A 16241-nucleotide genomic window follows, 5' to 3' on the forward strand; every position below is an offset into this window, starting at 1 on the left:
CCGGGCGAGGCCACCGTCGCGCGGCGCGGTGGACAGTGGTGGATGCGGCCGGGCGGGGCCACCGTCGCGCGGCGCGGTGAGCAGCGCCGTGCCGGCCGCGAGGGTCCGCTCGACGTGCCCTTCGAGCAGCATCGTCCAGATCCTCACCGCCTCCGCGGCCCTCTCGCCGGTCGGATGCCCCTGATCCGGTGAGGCTTCGTGCCGCCAGTAGTCGATCCTCTCCCTGAGGATCGCTCGCCGGTCGGCGCGTTCCTCGCCGTCGCATTCCTCAGGAGCCGGGAGTACGCCGGCCGCGTCGACGTAGCGCCCCTGCCACGCCAGCACCTCGGCCAGGGTGAGGTTCGCGTCCACCCCGCCGCCGGCGTCACGGGAAGCGACCGCCAGCCGCTCGGCGAGTTCCAGCTCCAGCCGCTCGGCGGCGCTCCGGGCGGCGGCCAGCAGTTCCTGCGCCGACGAGCCGAGCCCCGCCTTGAGCCTCCACACGGCCAGCTCGAGCGCGTCATCCGCGCGGCGGCGCGGCGAGGCGGCATGGGACTCGGCGAGCCGCCCCCAGATCGCGCGAGCCCGTGCGCGTGGCATCCGCGCACGGATGACCTCCCCGTACGCGGGGATCGTGAGCCGTGTCTGGTGCCGCGATCCGGAGCGTTCGACCACCACCAGCCCCCGCCGCTCCGCCTGCACCACAGCGGAGTGCCCGGTGATGCCCTCCAGCACGGGCTGCCCGAGTGGTTCCTTGCAGGCGAGCACCTCCAGCACGGCCAGCACGGCCGGATCGTCGACCTGCATCTGCGCCTCGATCAGGTCACCGAGCCGGTGGGTGACCTGGAGCCGGCCGTCCAGATGCCAGAGGCCGTCGACCCGGCGCAGCGCGGACCCCTCCAGTCCCGACTGGACGAGCTCACGCAGCACCAGCGGGTTGCCGACCGACAGGCGGCGGAGCGTGCGGCGCGTGACGGCGTCGAGGGGACTGTCCAGGCCGCGTTCGAGCAGCGTGTCGACGTCGCCGTCGCTCAGCGGCTGAAGATCGACGCGCTGTGCCACCCCTTCCTTCCACAACGCCGTCACCACGTCGGGCGTCGTCTGGCCCTGTCGTACGGTGAGCAGCACGAAGGTCCTTGTGTGCACGGCGAGCTGGTAGATGAGCGCGGCGGAGGCGCTGTCGAGCAGATGGGTGTCGTCCACGACGAGCACGGGCCGTTTTCCACCGGGAACGCTGAAACGCTCAACGATCCGCCCGAAGGTGCGGCCCGTGGCGGGGATCGCCGCGTCGCCCAGGGGCGCGAGGTGGAGCAGCGCGCCCAGCGCGATCGTCCCGGCGGCACGGGTGCCGGTCGCCCAGGACGTCGGGTGCCCCATCGCGGCGAGCCGCGCGACCGCTTCCTTGGCCAGGCGCGTCCTGCCCACTCCCGGTTGTCCGACGATCACCGCTCCTCCGGCGTCCGCCTGCGTCGCCGCTTCGGTGATGGCGCGCAGCGCGGTGGCGCGTCCGACGAGCGGCCACAGGTCGCCGGGGCGCGCGTCACGCGGAGGGCCGTCTCCCATGTCGCCCCCTCAGAACGTCGTCACGGTGACCACGGCGCTGCACCATGACCGGGGTGGTAAAGCCACGGCTCTCCTTGAGTAGCGGTCGCGAAAGCCGACTGGCTGGAGCGACTCGGTGCACGGCGGTCAACTGCTTCTTACAGTGTCAAGAATCGAACGTGACTCGGTGATTGTCGAGCCGGAAGGGCGGGCGGGATATCGCCTCACCGCGGCCCTCGCGCTCGTTCCCCGCCTGACCAGCCAATCCGGGCACGCGGGCATACCGCGCCCCTTCACGTGAGGCGGCAGGAGGTCATTGATCTTCTTCAAGTGAAGGTTCTCGCTTTGCGGCGCCCCAAACCCGCTCACAACAGGTGTTTAATCCTCATTTATGACGTAATTCGGAGCGCTGTCCTCTTCGTCACGATCTGAGAAGATATCTGGGGTCGCCGCATTCGATTAACAGCCATAAACGGCCTTGCACCAGGGGTAGCCCGTCAGGGTGCGAGGAGCTCGTCGGCGATGGCCAGGAGACGTACGGCCGCCGCGTCCGACGGCCGGGCCTTCCCCGGCAGTCTCTCGCCGATGCGCCGCAGGAGCGTGTACGGATCGGCGTCCGGCTCCCGCCGGCTCTCCCGCAACCGGAGCAGGAACTCAAGGCCACAGGCGGCCTGCATGGCGAACAGCCCCAGGAGCTCGATGTCGTCCAGATCGCTGCGGGAGGCCGAAGGATCCAGCACCTCAAGGACGCCGATGCACTCCTCGAACCGGATGAGCGGTGCGGCCATGATCACGCGCGGGACGTAACCGGTGGACTCCGCGGCGTCCTGAGCGAACTGCGACACGGTCGACACGTCGTCCGCGACCATGGGCTGCCCGCTCGCGGCCACCCAGCCCGCGATCCCGGTTCCCGCCGGGAAGCGGCTCCCGACCAGCTCTTTCTCGCCCTCGCCCGAGACGGCTTCGAAGACCAGGTCGCCGGTGTCCGGGTCCACGAGGAAGATGGAGGAGGCGGCGGCGCCGAACATGTGGCGGGCCACCTCGACGATGGACTGCAGCAACCTGTGCTCGGTGCCGTCGTAGTCGTCAGGGTACATGTGCCTCTCCGTTCTGCGTGGTGTTGTCCGCGGCCAGATAGAGGACGGTCTTCAGCTGAAACGGCGTCAGCCAGGGGTGCTTGCTCAGGATGAGGGCGCATATGCCGGTGATGTGCGGCGCCGCGAAGCTGTTGCCGGTGCTGCGGATCTCCCTGCCGCCGGCCCACGCGACCGGCACCTTGACCCCTCGCGCGTGGAACTCCGCCGGCGGCGCGGGGTTGTAGTAGTACGTCATCGGGTCGGGCTCGTCATGACTGGCGACGGAGACCACGGAGGAGAACGTCCACGGGAAGCTGAGCACGGGCATGTTGTGCGCGGCGGCGACCAGCAGGCAACGCCGGAAGTACGCGCGGTCGGCGAGCTCCTGGAGCGATTGCCGGAAGTCGGACCTCGTGGTGGAGAGGCTGAGGTTGATCAGGTCGAACCCCGCGTCGATGGCCCAGCTCAGCCCCGCCATGAGGGCGTCACCCGTGCCGGTCTTGCCGTCGGTGAGCACGCGAAGCGAGGTGAGCGACGCTCCGGGAGCGATCGACCTGATCACCCCGGCGCAGGCCGTACCGTGACCGGCGGGGTCGGCGGGGTCACAGCCGACGATCTTCGGCTTGCCCCCGTCCCCGCTGACGACCTCGAAGGACCGTTCGAGGCCGCCGATCCTCGGATGTCCCGCGTCAACGCCGGTGTCCACCACGCACACGCGCACACCCGTGCCGTCGGCCCCACCCCACGCCCACTCCTTGGACACCTCCGCCAGCGGGCTGACCTGGAAGCGTTCCGGGGCCTGCCGCGTGGTGGCCAGTCCCCACGCGGGCACTCCGGGGAAGTGAGCGCGCTTCTCCCGTCGCCAGGGCGGCATGCTCGTCGGCGTCATGGACACGGCTCCCCCATCCAGTCGTGAACTTTTCGCACCAGCAGGGTCGCGCCCTTGCTGAGGTACGCGTCGCGTGCGCGCCAGGCGGCGTCGGCCGGGTCGCGTCCGGCGGCTCGATGGACCTCCGCGACCTCCAGCAGGACGTCTCCTCGAAGACACGGGTCGTCGGTCGATTCGAGCAGCTCGGCCGCGCGCTCGGCGGCGCTCAGCGCCTCCGGGTGCGCGCCCTCGCGTGACGCGATCGCGGCCCTCATCGCGACGGCCGCCAGCTCGCCGCGGAACTGGCGCGGCCCGGCCTCGCTCTGGGCCAGTGCGAGGGCCGCCTGCCGTACGTCTCCCTGCCGGAGCGCCTCGCGCGCCGTGTAGACCTCCAGGGTGGCGGCCGGCGCCCCGTGCCCCACGGCGCGGAGCGCGGAGGCGGCACGCTTGAACAGGCCCATCGCGACCTCGTGGTTCCCGTCCAGGGACTCCACCAGCCCCCGTACCTGCACGACCACGATCGCCGACAGACCGAGGTGCAGCTCGTCCGCGTAGCGGGCGGCCGTGTCGAGCGCCTCACGGGCGGTGCCGAGGTCGCCCGAGAGCGCCAGAAGGCGGGCCCTGGTCACGAGGACCGGCACCAGCAGAGCGCGGTCGCCGGCGAACCTGGCCAGCAGGTCGGCACAGAGCGCGAGCCCCTCCCGCACCGGGGTGGGCGACCACTGCACCAGCTCGCACAGCCCGCCGAGCAGGCGGTCTTCCTCGTAACGGTCGCCCATCGCCCGGGCCCGGTCGAGCCCGTCCCGAAGCGCCTGGTCGGCCGCGCCGAAACGGCCGTCGTCGATGTGGATCCAGGACTCCAGCTGGTGGAACCGGCACCAGCTGAGCTCGTCTCCGGGGTCGAGCTCCAGCCGCTCCCGAAGGGATCCGAGATCCGGCCCGCGGGTGCCCGAGCGGAGGGCGAGGATCTCCCGCTGTATCGCGCAGATGAGCAGGGTCCGCGGGTCGTCCGGCAGCAGGCCCTCCGCGTGGTCCAGCGCCGCGACCGCCCGGGCGCCCTCCCCCCGCGCCAGCTCCGCGTCGCTGATGCGAACGGCCAGCCAGCGGTGCTCGTCCCTGCCCGGCGGCAGCATCTCCCGGCCCCGTTCCAGCAGGGCGATCGCCGCGGGCAGGTCCTTGCGGTGCAACGCCTCACCGCCGTCCCTGATGAGCGAGTCCGCGGCCCGGTCCGTCAGCTCGGGCAACAGCGGATCACCGGGGCGCACCTCTCGGATGAACCTGCAGGCCGCCAGCAGGTGCTGGCTGACATCTCCTGAGGTCGATCCCGGGAACGGGGCGTCGCCGGAGGCGCCGGCGGCCCGCTCGCCGAACCAGTCGGCCAGCCTCCGGTGCCAGTCCGCGCGCGACTCCTTGCTCGTCATCGCGTAGACGGTCTCCCGGGTGAGGGTCTGGGTGAACTCGAACGACCGCGGGAGTGCGCCACGCCGGATCAGGCGGTCGCGCTGGAGCCGCCGCAGCGGCAGCGCCGTCGTCGGGGCGTCGGCGTCGAGGAGCGCCTCGACCTGGTCCACCGTGAAGGCCTGCCCGATGGTCGCGGCCCTTTCCAGGACCCCCCGCTCCGCTTCGCTCAGCCGATCGAGCCGGGCCCCGAGCAGCGCCTGAATGGTGGGCGGGAGAGAGGCGGCGCCCTCGGCGAGGGTCTCCAGCATCAGCTCGGCGAAGAGCGGGTTGCCGTCCGAGCCGTAGATCACCCGCTGGTACATGACGTCGTCGTCGTGGGCGACGACGTCCGCCCGTCCGGCGCACAGTTCGGCCACGAGTCGCGCTATGTGCGGCTCGCTCAACGGGCCGAGCTCCAGCGACATGGCGCAGGCCATGCCTCCTCCCCAGGAGGGACGGATCTCGTAGAGCTCGGGCCGGGCGACGCAGACGAGGAGCACGGGAACGTCGGCGAGCCACGTCGCGCAGTCCACGATCAGGTCGAGGAGGGTCGGCTCGGCCCACTGAAGGTTGTCCAGAACCACCACCAACGGCCGGCGCTGTCCGAGGGCCTCGAAGAACGACCGTACGGCTTGCGCGATCTCCGCGATGCCAGGGGTGTCCCCGTACTCCGTGGCGTCCGGGCCCGCCAGCCCGCGCAACGCCCGCTCGCTTTCCGGGCCCACGGCCTCGGCGATGGCGGGCCATTCGCCGTTGAGTGCCTGGAGCATCTCCGCGATGGGCCGGTAGGTGGCGCCGATACCGTACGACGGGCACCGGCCGGTGAGGACCGTCACGTCATCGGGGAGGTTGTGCAGGAACTCCCTGGCCAGCCGGGACTTGCCGATGCCGGAGACGCCGAGCAGGGTCACCATGCCGCACTGCTGGTCGCGCATGACACGCTCGTGGAGTTGCGTCAGCTGGCGCAGCTCCTCAGTGCGGCCGATCAACGGGATCGTGTCGGTTCCCGGCTCGCCGCGATCGGGCTCCACGGCGACCAGCCGCCACGCCCGTACGGGATCTCTCTTGCCCTTGAGCGTGAGCGGGGGAACCTCGTCCAGCACCGCGTGGTGCCGGACCAGACGGGCGACCTCGTCCCCCACGAGGATCTCGCCGTCTCCCGCCGCGGACTGCAGGCGGCTCGCGGTGTTGACCGTGTCGCCGATCACGCGCACATCCGAATCGGACGAGCCGACGACTATCACCTCACCGAAGGCGATGCCGCAGTGGGCGTCCAGCAGGACTCCGTGGGTCGGGGCTATCTCGGCGCTCAGCCGGTGCACGGCCGACATCGCCCCGTACGCGGCGAGGACCGCCCGGAGCGCGTCGTCCTCCCGGCTGGCGGGAACACCGAACACGGCCATGATCGCGTCGCCGATGTACTTCTCCACGACGCCGCCGTGTATGAAGATCTCCGCCCTGCACGCGGCGTAGTAGCTCTCGAGGATCTGCAGGAGCAGCTCGGGGTCGAGGCGCTCGGCGAGTTCCGTTGACCCGACGATGTCGATGAACAGGACCACGATGTGACGACGGGCGGGTCGCGGGCCCTTGCCTGTCATACGAGCTTGAGCTCCTGTCCCTCGACTTCACCCGCGGCGTCGTCCAGGCGCTTCTTGATCGAGTTCAGCAACGTGACCTCGGATTCCGACAGCTCGGCGAACACCCGGCGCTGCCGCTCGTCGAGCAGGTCGATGGGATGCCCCGCCGCACGCAGTCTGGACAGTGCGTCGAACGTGCCCGATCCGGTTCTGTTCATGAATTCTTCCTTTGATCAGCGACCGGACGCGAGCCGACGGGTGAGTGCCGGAACATCGGACTTCGGAAGTGTGGATATCGTCCTGCGCGACAAGCCTGAAACGGCTGATCAATGACCGCAAGCGATCCGGGCACCCACATTCGTGTGGTTGTCGCCGAGCGATCGCGAGTTTCCCCACCGCTCCATAACCGACGGCGGTAAGCCCACGTTTGTGGGGTTGTGCCACCTCCTCGCGGCCAGCCCATACTCAACCTGCAACACAACCCCACCAGATAGAGAGGTGAAGGCATGGCCTTCGATCCGACGGAAGAGCTGCGAGACGCTGGAGTCCTGAACAGCCCGATCGCCGCGGAGATCGAGGAGGCGTTCGCCACCTTGACCCGAGAGGAAGTCGACCTCCTCATCTCCCTGAAGTCCCGGCTTCCCGCCGTCCTGCCCGAGGTGCTGTCGCAATCCACGGCGAGTGGACAGTGGGCCACCCCCGAGGTCGTGGCGCACAACCAGATCGAGGCCGCGCCGTCATGTCTGTGCGGCGCCTGGTCCGGGTCCGGGTCCGGGGCGAACTAGTCCGAACGGCTCGCAGGGCGGCCCCGACCGCCTGTCGCCGTACAGAGCTCGGGGCCGCATCTGCCGCTGGGAGTGTGAAGGGAAACGGATGTCCGGGAAGCTGGCCAGAAACCGCGCGTTGCTCCACGTACCGGAAGACCTCACCTACTTCGTGCACGACGACGACTTCATGGTGGTCAACCCGCGGGTGGGCGGCCGGTGCGTCCTCAGTGCGCGCGAGTTCGGCGTCCTTGGAGCCCTGGCCCGTTCCCAGGCGAGCGGCGAACCGGCGCCGCTGGAGGAGACCGACGAGACCGAACGGACCCTCGCCAAGCTCATCCTGAGCTGGATCGTCTATTACGACGGCAGACGTCCGACGGTGAAAATGAAGGAGCCACCGCTCCGCCAGGTGTACTACGCCATCACCGACGGCTGTAATCTCCGTTGCCCCTACTGCTACGCCTCCTCCGAGAAATGCCTGCCGGGTGAGCTCAACACCGCCGAATCGCTTCACCTGGTCGATGAGATCGCCGACTTCGGGGCCGAGATCCTGGTTTTCACCGGTGGCGAACCGATGCTGAGAAAGGACCTGTTCCAGATAGTGGAACACTCCAATCAGCGCGGCCTGAAGTCGAACATCGTCACCAACGCCACGATGATCAGGAAGCCCGCGACGGCGCAGCGGTTCGCCGAGCTGTTCAACTCCGTCACGGTGAGCGTCGACGGCGGCACCGCCGAGACGCACGACCGCACCAGGGGCGCCGGCTCCTTCGCCAAGACTCACCGCGCCCTGCAGCTGCTCAACGAGGCCGGCGTGGTCCCGAAGATCAATCACATCGTGACCTCGGACAACATCGACGAGCTGGAAGACTTCGCCACGTTCATCGACGGGCTCGAAGTCCACAGCATCCGGCTGATGTACCACAACAACCTGGGCCGCGGGGTGACCGACGAGTACGACTTCGGCTGGCAAGATCATATGAGGATCCAGGAGATCACCTGGACATCGCCGGCCGCCGGCAAGCTGAGCCCGGACGGGCCCAAGCCGATGTCGCCGTGCTCCGTGCGGGCCAGCTGCGGGATGGGCGGCAACGAGATCTACATCAACTCGCTGGGCGACGTCTACCCGTGCAAGCTCGTCACAGGACAGTCGCACTACGCGGGCAACGTACGACGGCAGTCGCTGGCGGAGACCTTCGCCAGCCCGGTCCTGCGGGAGATGCGGAACAGCTCGGTGTTCGGCGGCGACTTCCACGCCGACTGCGAGAAGTGCTACATCAAGTCGTCCTGCGGCGGAGGATGCCGCGCCGCTCACATGGCGGAGTCCGGCGACCTGCGGCGTAACAGCCGCCACCAGTGCAGGATCCTGCGGCACGGCATCGCCACGCAGCTCTGGCTGGAAGCCGGCGTCAGTGCCTCCGAGCTCACCAGGAAGAACGTCGAGATGACGACGCCTCGCCTGGTCGTCAACGGCGACATCCACCCGGTCTTCGACGACTGGAAGACCTATGTTCCCCCCTCGCCCGACGCCATCAAGATCGGCGAGCTGCTTCCCATAAGCCCGGTATAGCGGAGGTGGAGTGTGTCACTGCAGATCAATGATGCTGTGATATGGCAAGAGACCGAGGAAGGCATCTCGCTGTACCACACAGAAACCGGGGAATTCCATAGTTTGAACGCGACGGCCGCCAGGATATGGACGCTGATCGCGAGCGACGGAGAACGGGAACCGATCATCTCGAAGCTGTCCCGTGAGTTCGCCGGCAGCAGCGCCCTGGTGAGCAGCCGCATCCGGATGGATGTGGAGGACTTCATCGGCACCATGATCAAAGATGAGCTGATCGAAGAGCTCCCGGCATGAGGCGGTCACGAACCCTGTTCGGTCAGCCGTGCTGACCGCGCTTCCATGACCAGGGCCGTCGTCCTGGGTGGGGGCTTCGCGGGGGTGCTGGCCGCCGCCGTGCTCGCGAAGCACGCGGACGACGTCATCGTGATCGAGAACGATCGCTACCCGTCCGGCCCGCGCCCCCGCCGGGGCCTGCCCCAGTCCCACCACAACCACGTGCTGGTGACCGGCGGCGTGCGGGCGCTGCAAACGCTGCTTCCCGGTGCCGTCGAGGCGCTCTTCGCGCGAGGCGCGCGTCGGCGGGGCCTCCCCGGCGACGCGCTGATCCTCGCCTTGGAGGGATGGTTCCGGCGTCTCGACACCGAAGCCTGCCTCATCGCGTGCAGCCGGGGACTGCTGGATGACGTGGTGAGGCGGCGGGCGCTGGGCGACGGCGCCGTCTCGATGTGGGAAGGCGCGCAGGCGCTCGGGCTGGTGGGAGACGCCACGCGGGTCACCGGAGTCCGGGTCACGCGCGGGGGCGGCCCGGCGGAGACCGTCGAGGCGGATCTCGTCGTCGACGCGACGGGGCGCAGGTCGAAGGCGCCGCGGTGGCTGGCCGAGATCGGTGCGCCGGAGGTCGAGGAGGTGACCGTCTCCTCAGGCCTGGCGTACTCCACGTGGGTCTACCAGGCGCCTCCCGAACTCGCCGCCGCGATTCCGGCGATCATGATTCACCCTCGTCCGGCGAAGGGGCGGCCGGCCCAGGGGGCGACGTTGTTCCCGGTCGAGGACGACCGGTGGGTCGTCACCCTGACCGGCACCCGGGGTGGTGAGCCGCCGGCCGACGAGCAGGGCTTCGTGCGCTTCGCGCGCTCCCTGCGCGACCCGATCGTCGCGGACCTCATGGCGACGGCCACGCCCGTCGGCGGCATCCGGCCCTACCGCGACACGTCGAACAGGAGGCGGTTCTTCGAACGAGCGCGCCTGCCCGTGGGCTTCGTCGCGATCGGCGACGCGGTCGTCGCGGTGAATCCCGTCCACTCGCACGGGATGTCGGTCGCCGCGCTGAGTGCGCTCAGGCTGGACGGGGAGCTGTCACGGCGCGGGTTCGAACCCTCCCTCGCCCCCGAACTGCAGGTCGCCATGGCGGCGGAGGCGGAGAAGTCATGGCAGATGGCGATCCAGCAGGACGGCGGGCACGTCGGCCCTGAAGCGGGCGGGCAGCGGGAGCCGTCTCCGTTCGAGCGCCGGATTCAGACCCGTCTGGCCCGGGCGGCGCTGAGTAGCCCGGAAATCGCGGCCGGCATCTTCCGCGCCCAGACGCTGATCTCCACAGATGCCCCGCAGGACAGGTCATCGCTGTTCCTGGCGATGACGGGAGAGCCGGATCCCCTCCTCACAACGGAGGAGGCGGTAATGCAGTACCCCGAGTTGTACAAGTGGTGGCTCTCGCGGTCGCTTCCGCCGATCAGGCCTGCCCGTGTGCCCGCTGGTGGTGACATCCACCCGTGATGTAGCCGGATTCGTACGCGATGCCGACCGCGTGCGCCCGGTTCGTCGCCTGCAGCTTGGTGAGGATGCGGGCCAGGTGGGAGCGGACCGTTCCAGTGCCGATGCCGAGTTTCTCGGCGATGCCGGCGTTCGACAGCCCGGTCGCGACCAGAGCGAGCACCTCGGCTTCGCGCCGGGTGAGCTCCGCGAGCTGGTGATCGACCCCGGTGACCACGGCGGCTATGCGATCACGGAGCCGCGTGATCATCGCACTGGAGATGAACGTGTGCCCCGCGGCGACCAGCCGTACCGCGGGCACGATCTCCTCGAACAGCGATTGCCGGTGGACGAAGCCGCCGACACCCTCGCGCAGCGCGCGCGCCAGCAGTTCCTCATCCAGCGCGTCGGAGACCAGCACCACCTGCGTCCTCTTCCTGGTCAGCGCCGTGACGACCGAGTCGAACTCCGCGCCGGCCGCCTGCCGCAGCGCCGCGTTCACCACCGCCACCCTCGGCCGGTGCCGGGCGACCAGATCACTCAGCCGGTGCGCGGCGTTGGCCTCCCCCACCACGTAGACGCCATTGCCCATGTGCAGCACGCCCCTGAGCCTGGCGCGCACCACCCGGTCCGGCTCGCCGACGACGACCCGCAGAGCAGGCATTGCCTCACCTGTAGAGCCCGATTCGCACCGTTGTATCACCTTAAAATCCGAATTGAGTGAGTTTGTGCCACCGGCACACTATGCGCGCCCGCCCGCCGGGCCACCAGAGCAGGTGACTTACTCAATCCCCCCGGCCACATAGGCCAGGTACTCATGAGGCCCCCTCGCGTCAGCGCCGCACTCAGGCCGGGTCCGCGACGAGGATCCGGATCGCCGACCCCGCCAGAGGCGGGGTGACCTCGGCCAGATCGAACCCGCCGGCCGCGAGCAGGTGCCGGAACTCCTCCCTGCCGCGTTCCCGCCCGCCGGTGTAGACGAGCATGGCGATGTCGCTCATGACGACTCCGCCCGCCTCCGGTGTGCCGAGCCTTTCCGGCATCACCGGTTCCAGCACCAGCAGGCGCCCGCCGGCGGTGATCGATTTGCGGCAGCCGCGCAACAGAGTGGTGCACCGATCGTCGTCCCAGTCATGCAGGACGCCCTTCACCAGCAGCAGGTCGCCTTCGGGCACGGCGTCGAAGAAGTCGCCGACCTCGATCGAACACCGATCGGACACCCCCGCCCGCTGGAACGTCCCGGCGGCGCCCGCCGCTCCCTCCGCGGTGTCGAACAGGACCCCTTGGGCGCCGGACGTGGCCGCCACTATCGCGGCCAGCACGGTGCCGTTTCCGCCACCGATGTCGACCACGGTGCGGACACCGGTGAAGTCGTACGCCTTGGGGACCGCGGGTGCGATCTGCTCGGCGCCCTCGCGCATCGCCGTGTTGAAGATCTCGGACAGGTGCGGATGGCCCGCGAGGTAGTCGAAGAGGGGCCGGCCGTGCACGTGGTCGAACGCCGCTTCGCCGGTTCGCACGCCGTGGGTCAGCGCTCCCCACGCCTGCCACGTCGCGGGGTCGCCGAACAGCAGCACGCTGGAGCGCATCGACAGCGGATGGTCGGCACGCAGGGGCAGGCCCAGCTCGCCCAGCGCGAAATGCCCGGGGGCCCCCTCTTCGGCCACGCCCAGCACGACCAGTGCCCGCAGCAGCCGGTGCAGCGCCCGAGGGTCGGCCCCGACGGAGTTCGCCAGGTGCTCGACCGGCAGCGCACCGGAGGCCAGGGCGTCCGGCACGCCCAGGCGGACGGCCGCGTACAGGATCTGCGAGGTGGCGAAGCCGAACGCCATGCGGGACAGGTTCGCGTACCCCTCGGGACTCGTCACGTGGTCGGTCATCGGCTGGAACCCTTTCGACGTCACCGGGGGCGCTGCCGCACCAGCAGGGGCAGGCGTCGTACACCGTGCAAGAACAGGTCAGGCGTCCATCGCAGGCCGGCGGGATCGACGGCCAGTGCCATATCGGGGAAGCGGCGCACCAGCGTGCCGATGGCGGCCCGGGCCTGCAGCCGTGCCAGCGCCGCACCGAGGCAGAAGTGGATCCCGTGGCCGAAGCCCAGATGCCGGTTCGGGCTGCGGCCGATGTCGAAGACATCTGGCCGGGGGAACACCGCCGGGTCGCGGTTGGCCGCCAGCAGCACGGGCACGACGATGTCACCGCGCGGAATCACGGATCCCCCGATCTCCACGTCGGCCATCGCGTACAGCAGCCGGGAGTGCCCGACCGGGCCGTTGAACCGCAGCGCCTCCTCGACCATGGAGTCGATCAGCCGTGGTCGCTCGCGTAGCCGCGCCAGCTGGTCCGGGTGGCGCAGCAGTTCCAGCACGCCGTTGCCGATGAGGTTGACCGTCGTCTCGTCCCCGGCGAGCAGCAGCTGGAACACGCTGGACACCAGCTCGGCATGGCTGATCCCGTCCCCGGTCTCCTCCGCCCGGATGAGCTGGGACAGCAGGTCCTCACCCGGGTGGGCCCGCCGCTCGTCGATCTTCTCGTTGACGTACGCGACGAACTCCATCCCGGCGCGGCGCACCCGGACCGCGTCCCGGCTGCGCAGCATGTCGTCGCTCCAAGCGCGGAGCCGGGTCCGGTCGTCGATCGGGAAGCCGACCAGCTCGGCGACGATCAGGATCGGCAGCGGCAGGGCCAGCGCCTCGATCAGGTCGACTTCGCCTTCCGCCGCCGCCATGCCCTCGACCAGCTCGCCGACGACCTGATGGATGCGCCGTTCGAGCGCCGCCACCGTCCGGGGGCCGAACGCGGGCGCCATCAGCCGCCGCAGCCGGGTGTGGTCGGGCGGGTCGAGGTTGAACATGTTCCGCCGCACCATCGCCAGCGGGTCGTGGTCCCACTTGTGGTGAAGCGCGGCGAGTTCGTCGGGCAGCCGGTCGAGCTGCCGCCCTATGTCCGGGTCGAGAAGCGCACGCTGCACGTCCGCGTACCGGGTCAGGTACCAGAACGCGCGGCCGCCGGGGCTCACGTGGCGGTAGACCGGCGCCCGTTCGCGCATCCGGTGGAAGAGCGGGTGCGGGTCGGGACGATGCTCCGGGCCGGCCGGGTCGAACGACTGGCCAAGCGTGGTCGCGCTCATCGCCGTCTCCTCACGAGTGCGTGGCCGGCCGGCCGCACGCGATGACCGCTCAATGCGTCTTGGAACGGCGGGAGTTCTGAACGTCCATCGCGAAGAACCTCGTGGCGGTGCGGCCCAGATCCTCCATCCCGAAGAACCCCCGCCGGGCCATCTCGACATCCGGTGACGTCCCGCGCCGCTGCCAGTGGCGCAGGAAGAGCCTTCCGCACATCTCCGGCGGCGGGACGACCACCCGGCCGCGGGTCTCTTCCGCGACCTCATCAGCGCGGGCGACCATGCCGGACCACTCGTGCCAGTGGCTCGATTCCCGGATCCGCGCGAGGGCGTCCGGCCTCCAGTCGGCCGACTGCCAGACCGGCCACACCCTCACCATGACCAGCCGGCGCTGCTCGGCGGCGGGCAGAGTGGCCAGCTCCGTCTCGGTGAGCCACGATGCGAGGGCGGATGGCAGGGCGGAACGGTCGTCCACCCCGAGTTTGGCGCGGACATACGCCTCCACCTCCAGGCCCTGCGCGCCGGCGAAGTCCTCCAGCCGGCGGGTCAGGACCTCCTCGTGCAACCGGGGGTAGTCGTCGCCGAAGAGTCGCGCCGCGTTCAGGACGTCGAGATCGGACATCCACCTGCCCGGCGCGTACTCGCGCGTCGACCGCCATCTCAGCGCCTCGTAGTGGGTGATCCCCGTCAGGGCCACCTCGGCCGCCCACTCCCCGGACACCTCGGCCCGGCGGTCGCCGACGGCCCTCAGCGCCGAGACCGCGTCCAGCCGCTTCAGGTCCCACTCACCCGTCCCGATCATCCGCTCCAGCGTTCTCAGAGCGTCGCGGTCGTCCCGGCCGAGCTCCCCCTCCAGCTCTTCCCAGGTCCGGTGGGTGAAGGGCCTGGCCTTCGCCGCTTGGACGATCCGCTCGCCGGCCGCCGCCGGGACGAGGTCCGTCTTCGCCCCCTCCTGGCAGCCGTAGCGGATGTTGACCATCGCCACCGTGCCGGCGGGGTACCCCTTGTCGGCGGGCCCGTGGAGTATCGCGACCTCGTCGTCCCCGTCGACCTCGCCGGTCTCGTACATGCGGAACACGGACCCGACGCCGCTCATGCCGTACGGGCTCAGCTCCGCCGCCCGCAACGCGCCCATGCTCGCCGCGCCGATGACGTTCACGCCCTCGTTGAGCAGCCAGAGGATCTCCTTGTGGCCCACGGACAGCCGCTCACGGTAGTAGCCGTCGATGATGACGGCGGTGTCGTCCCGGCTCCACTCTTCCCGCAGGAGGTCGCCGCGGGCCGCTGGCGGCCGTACCTGCGCCTCCGGGACCACATCGAGGATCTCGTCGCGGGAGATCGTCGGCCCGGCGTAGACGACCACCTTCTGGGGGCTCACTAGAACACCTCCGGGATGAGGCGGCTGCCGGGCGCCACCACTCTGACGACGGGGACTCCGATGTCCTCCCGGGTCAGATCGACGACGAGGGGCGCGCTGGAGAACGCGACCGCGGCCCGCTTGACCACGTCCTCCAGGTCGTCGACCAGGCTCTCGTGAGCCGGTAGTTCCTGGACCGCTTCCCCGGTCTGCGCCGCCGGGACGGGCGGGCGCTTGGAAGCCGGGTCCTTGTGGACGTCCGGCCGCAGGTCGTCTCGCGCGCCCGACACATAGCCCAGCCTGGACTGCGCGGCCTCGGTGATGGCGCGGGTCATCGCTATCTCGGAGCTGAGATGGCAGCCGTATCCCATGAACGGCGGAGGGTAGTCGTCGCACGTGATCCGGGCGAGGAAGCACGGCAGCTCCGTGGGCGACGGCACGGACCTGACCTCCAGGGAGACCCCGGCCCGCGCCATCATCGCGCACAGCTCGTCGACGACCGGCGACCCCAGCGTCCCCGGGTGGACGCGGACGCCCCGGCCGCCGTCGATGAGCGCCGCTGTCACGGCATCCCTCTCGACGACCTCGTACAGCGCGTGCAAGATGGCCTCCACCAGCGTGTTCCCGCTGGCCAGGCCATTTGTCGACTCCAGGAACACCGGTGGGTTCCAGCCCTCCTTGCGCACGAGCGAGAACGCCACCACATCCCTTGGGACGAGCGTTTCCGAACCGTCGACAAGAGACCTGCCGAGCACCCAGTCCAGCGGCAGCCCGTCATGCAGCACGGTCGGCGTGGAGCGCGGGAGGTCGCGGACGTCATATCCCAGGTGCCCGACGACGTCGCTCGGAGGCGCGGTCGTGATCGGGGACATGGGCTGCTCCCCGTGCCAGAGCTCGACGGCCTCCATCGTCGCGGACAGCCTCGCCAGCTCGGGTGTGACTCCCTTTCCCTGAGACACGGCGAGCGTCCTGGACGTCGGCCTGATGGCCTGGAACGTCGGAATCCCTATGGTGTCGAGCCTTGTGATGTCGGCGACCCTGGTGACTCCGACCTTCCGCGCCGCACGGCCGGCCATCTCCAGCGTGGCCGCCGGGTCGTGGGCTCGGTCCGTGCCCGGCAACCGGACCTTGGACTGGTCGGAGTTCGAGAGGATCCACGAGAGAGAGTTGTCTGTCCGCATCGTCCCTTGCCCTTGTA

General features: G+C 69.9%; 14 protein-coding genes. 4 read left to right on the top strand and 10 right to left on the bottom strand.

The window, feature by feature from the left end:
• The 5 genes from AB0O34_RS00735 to AB0O34_RS00755 all read right to left on the bottom strand — a co-directional run.
• Positions 1–1542: AAA family ATPase (locus AB0O34_RS00735; RefSeq protein ID WP_363911093.1), on the bottom strand; the 1542-nt coding region annotated here is incomplete at its 3' end.
• Positions 1543–2018: 476 nt separating this feature from the next.
• On the bottom strand, positions 2019–2618 hold the full coding sequence (locus AB0O34_RS00740) for a GAF domain-containing protein (RefSeq protein WP_363911095.1): 600 nt from the start codon (positions 2616–2618) through the stop codon (positions 2019–2021).
• Positions 2608–3486, bottom strand: a complete 879-nt coding sequence (locus AB0O34_RS00745) for a S8 family serine peptidase (RefSeq protein ID WP_363911097.1) — start codon at positions 3484–3486, stop codon at positions 2608–2610. The genes AB0O34_RS00740 and AB0O34_RS00745 overlap by 11 nt, the downstream gene beginning before the upstream one ends.
• A complete protein-coding gene (locus AB0O34_RS00750; RefSeq protein ID WP_363911099.1) occupies positions 3483–6503 on the bottom strand; it encodes an AAA family ATPase in 3021 nt (1006 codons plus the stop codon). The genes AB0O34_RS00745 and AB0O34_RS00750 overlap by 4 nt, the downstream gene beginning before the upstream one ends.
• Positions 6500–6700, bottom strand: a complete 201-nt coding sequence (locus tag AB0O34_RS00755) for an aroma-sacti cluster domain-containing protein (protein ID WP_363911101.1) — start codon at positions 6698–6700, stop codon at positions 6500–6502. Before AB0O34_RS00755 ends, AB0O34_RS00750 begins: the two co-directional genes overlap by 4 nt.
• A gap of 288 nt (positions 6701–6988) precedes the next feature.
• Between AB0O34_RS00755 and AB0O34_RS00760 the strand changes: the two genes are divergently transcribed.
• From AB0O34_RS00760 to AB0O34_RS00775, 4 genes are all read left to right on the top strand, one after another.
• A complete protein-coding gene (locus AB0O34_RS00760) occupies positions 6989–7267 on the top strand; it encodes a StsA-related sactipeptide RiPP (RefSeq protein WP_363911103.1) in 279 nt (92 codons plus the stop codon).
• Positions 7268–7355: 88 nt separating this feature from the next.
• Positions 7356–8816: a StsB family radical SAM/SPASM domain sactipeptide maturase gene (gene stsB, locus AB0O34_RS00765; RefSeq protein WP_363911105.1), complete on the top strand. Its 1461-nt coding sequence runs from the start codon at positions 7356–7358 to the stop codon at positions 8814–8816.
• 12 nt (positions 8817–8828) lie between these two features.
• Positions 8829–9107: a PqqD family protein gene (locus tag AB0O34_RS00770; protein ID WP_363911107.1), complete on the top strand. Its 279-nt coding sequence runs from the start codon at positions 8829–8831 to the stop codon at positions 9105–9107.
• Positions 9108–9152: 45 nt separating this feature from the next.
• Entirely contained in the window at positions 9153–10586 is a 1434-nt protein-coding gene (locus tag AB0O34_RS00775; RefSeq protein ID WP_363911109.1) for an FAD-dependent monooxygenase, read from the top strand.
• On the opposite strand, the gene AB0O34_RS00780 is transcribed toward AB0O34_RS00775, so the two are convergent.
• The 5 genes from AB0O34_RS00780 to AB0O34_RS00800 all read right to left on the bottom strand — a co-directional run bounded on the left by AB0O34_RS00780 (position 10543) and on the right by AB0O34_RS00800 (position 16224).
• A complete protein-coding gene (locus tag AB0O34_RS00780) occupies positions 10543–11226 on the bottom strand; it encodes a response regulator transcription factor (protein WP_363911111.1) in 684 nt (227 codons plus the stop codon). The two genes, AB0O34_RS00775 and AB0O34_RS00780, sit on opposite strands and share 44 nt — an antisense overlap.
• 181 nt (positions 11227–11407) lie before the next feature.
• Complete coding sequence (locus AB0O34_RS00785) at positions 11408–12442, bottom strand: methyltransferase (protein WP_363911113.1); 1035 nt, start codon at positions 12440–12442, stop codon at positions 11408–11410.
• 20 nt (positions 12443–12462) lie between these two features.
• On the bottom strand, positions 12463–13692 hold the full coding sequence (locus AB0O34_RS00790) for a cytochrome P450 (RefSeq protein WP_363911115.1): 1230 nt from the start codon (positions 13690–13692) through the stop codon (positions 12463–12465).
• A 49-nt stretch (positions 13693–13741) separates the two neighbouring features.
• On the bottom strand, positions 13742–15064 hold the full coding sequence (locus AB0O34_RS00795; RefSeq protein ID WP_363911117.1) for a TfuA-like protein: 1323 nt from the start codon (positions 15062–15064) through the stop codon (positions 13742–13744).
• Positions 15064–16224 carry a YcaO-like family protein gene (locus AB0O34_RS00800; protein ID WP_363911119.1) on the bottom strand — a complete coding sequence of 387 codons (1161 nt, stop codon included), beginning with the start codon at positions 16222–16224 and terminating at the stop codon, positions 15064–15066. Before AB0O34_RS00800 ends, AB0O34_RS00795 begins: the two co-directional genes overlap by 1 nt.
• Positions 16225–16241 lie beyond the last annotated feature (17 nt).

Origin of the sequence: Sphaerisporangium sp. NPDC088356, assembly GCF_040685555.1 — a bacterium.
GTDB lineage: Bacteria > Actinomycetota > Actinomycetes > Streptosporangiales > Streptosporangiaceae > Sphaerisporangium.

Bases quoted from the DNA above. Each gene is read 5' to 3' on its own strand.
- AB0O34_RS00785 (WP_363911113.1), bottom strand. From the start codon at position 12,442: ATGACCGACCACGTGACGAGTCCCGAGGGGTACGCGAACCTGTCCCGC.
- AB0O34_RS00740 (WP_363911095.1), bottom strand. From the start codon at position 2,618: ATGTACCCTGACGACTACGACGGCACCGAGCACAGGTTGCTGCAGTCC.
- AB0O34_RS00780 (WP_363911111.1), bottom strand. From the start codon at position 11,226: ATGCCTGCTCTGCGGGTCGTCGTCGGCGAGCCGGACCGGGTGGTGCGC.
- AB0O34_RS00750 (WP_363911099.1), bottom strand. From the start codon at position 6,503: ATGACAGGCAAGGGCCCGCGACCCGCCCGTCGTCACATCGTGGTCCTG.
- AB0O34_RS00790 (WP_363911115.1), bottom strand. From the start codon at position 13,692: ATGAGCGCGACCACGCTTGGCCAGTCGTTCGACCCGGCCGGCCCGGAG.
- AB0O34_RS00760 (WP_363911103.1), top strand. From the start codon at position 6,989: ATGGCCTTCGATCCGACGGAAGAGCTGCGAGACGCTGGAGTCCTGAAC.
- AB0O34_RS00745 (WP_363911097.1), bottom strand. From the start codon at position 3,486: ATGACGCCGACGAGCATGCCGCCCTGGCGACGGGAGAAGCGCGCTCAC.
- AB0O34_RS00775 (WP_363911109.1), top strand. From the start codon at position 9,153: ATGACCAGGGCCGTCGTCCTGGGTGGGGGCTTCGCGGGGGTGCTGGCC.
- stsB (WP_363911105.1), top strand. From the start codon at position 7,356: ATGTCCGGGAAGCTGGCCAGAAACCGCGCGTTGCTCCACGTACCGGAA.
- AB0O34_RS00800 (WP_363911119.1), bottom strand. From the start codon at position 16,224: ATGCGGACAGACAACTCTCTCTCGTGGATCCTCTCGAACTCCGACCAG.
- AB0O34_RS00755 (WP_363911101.1), bottom strand. From the start codon at position 6,700: ATGAACAGAACCGGATCGGGCACGTTCGACGCACTGTCCAGACTGCGT.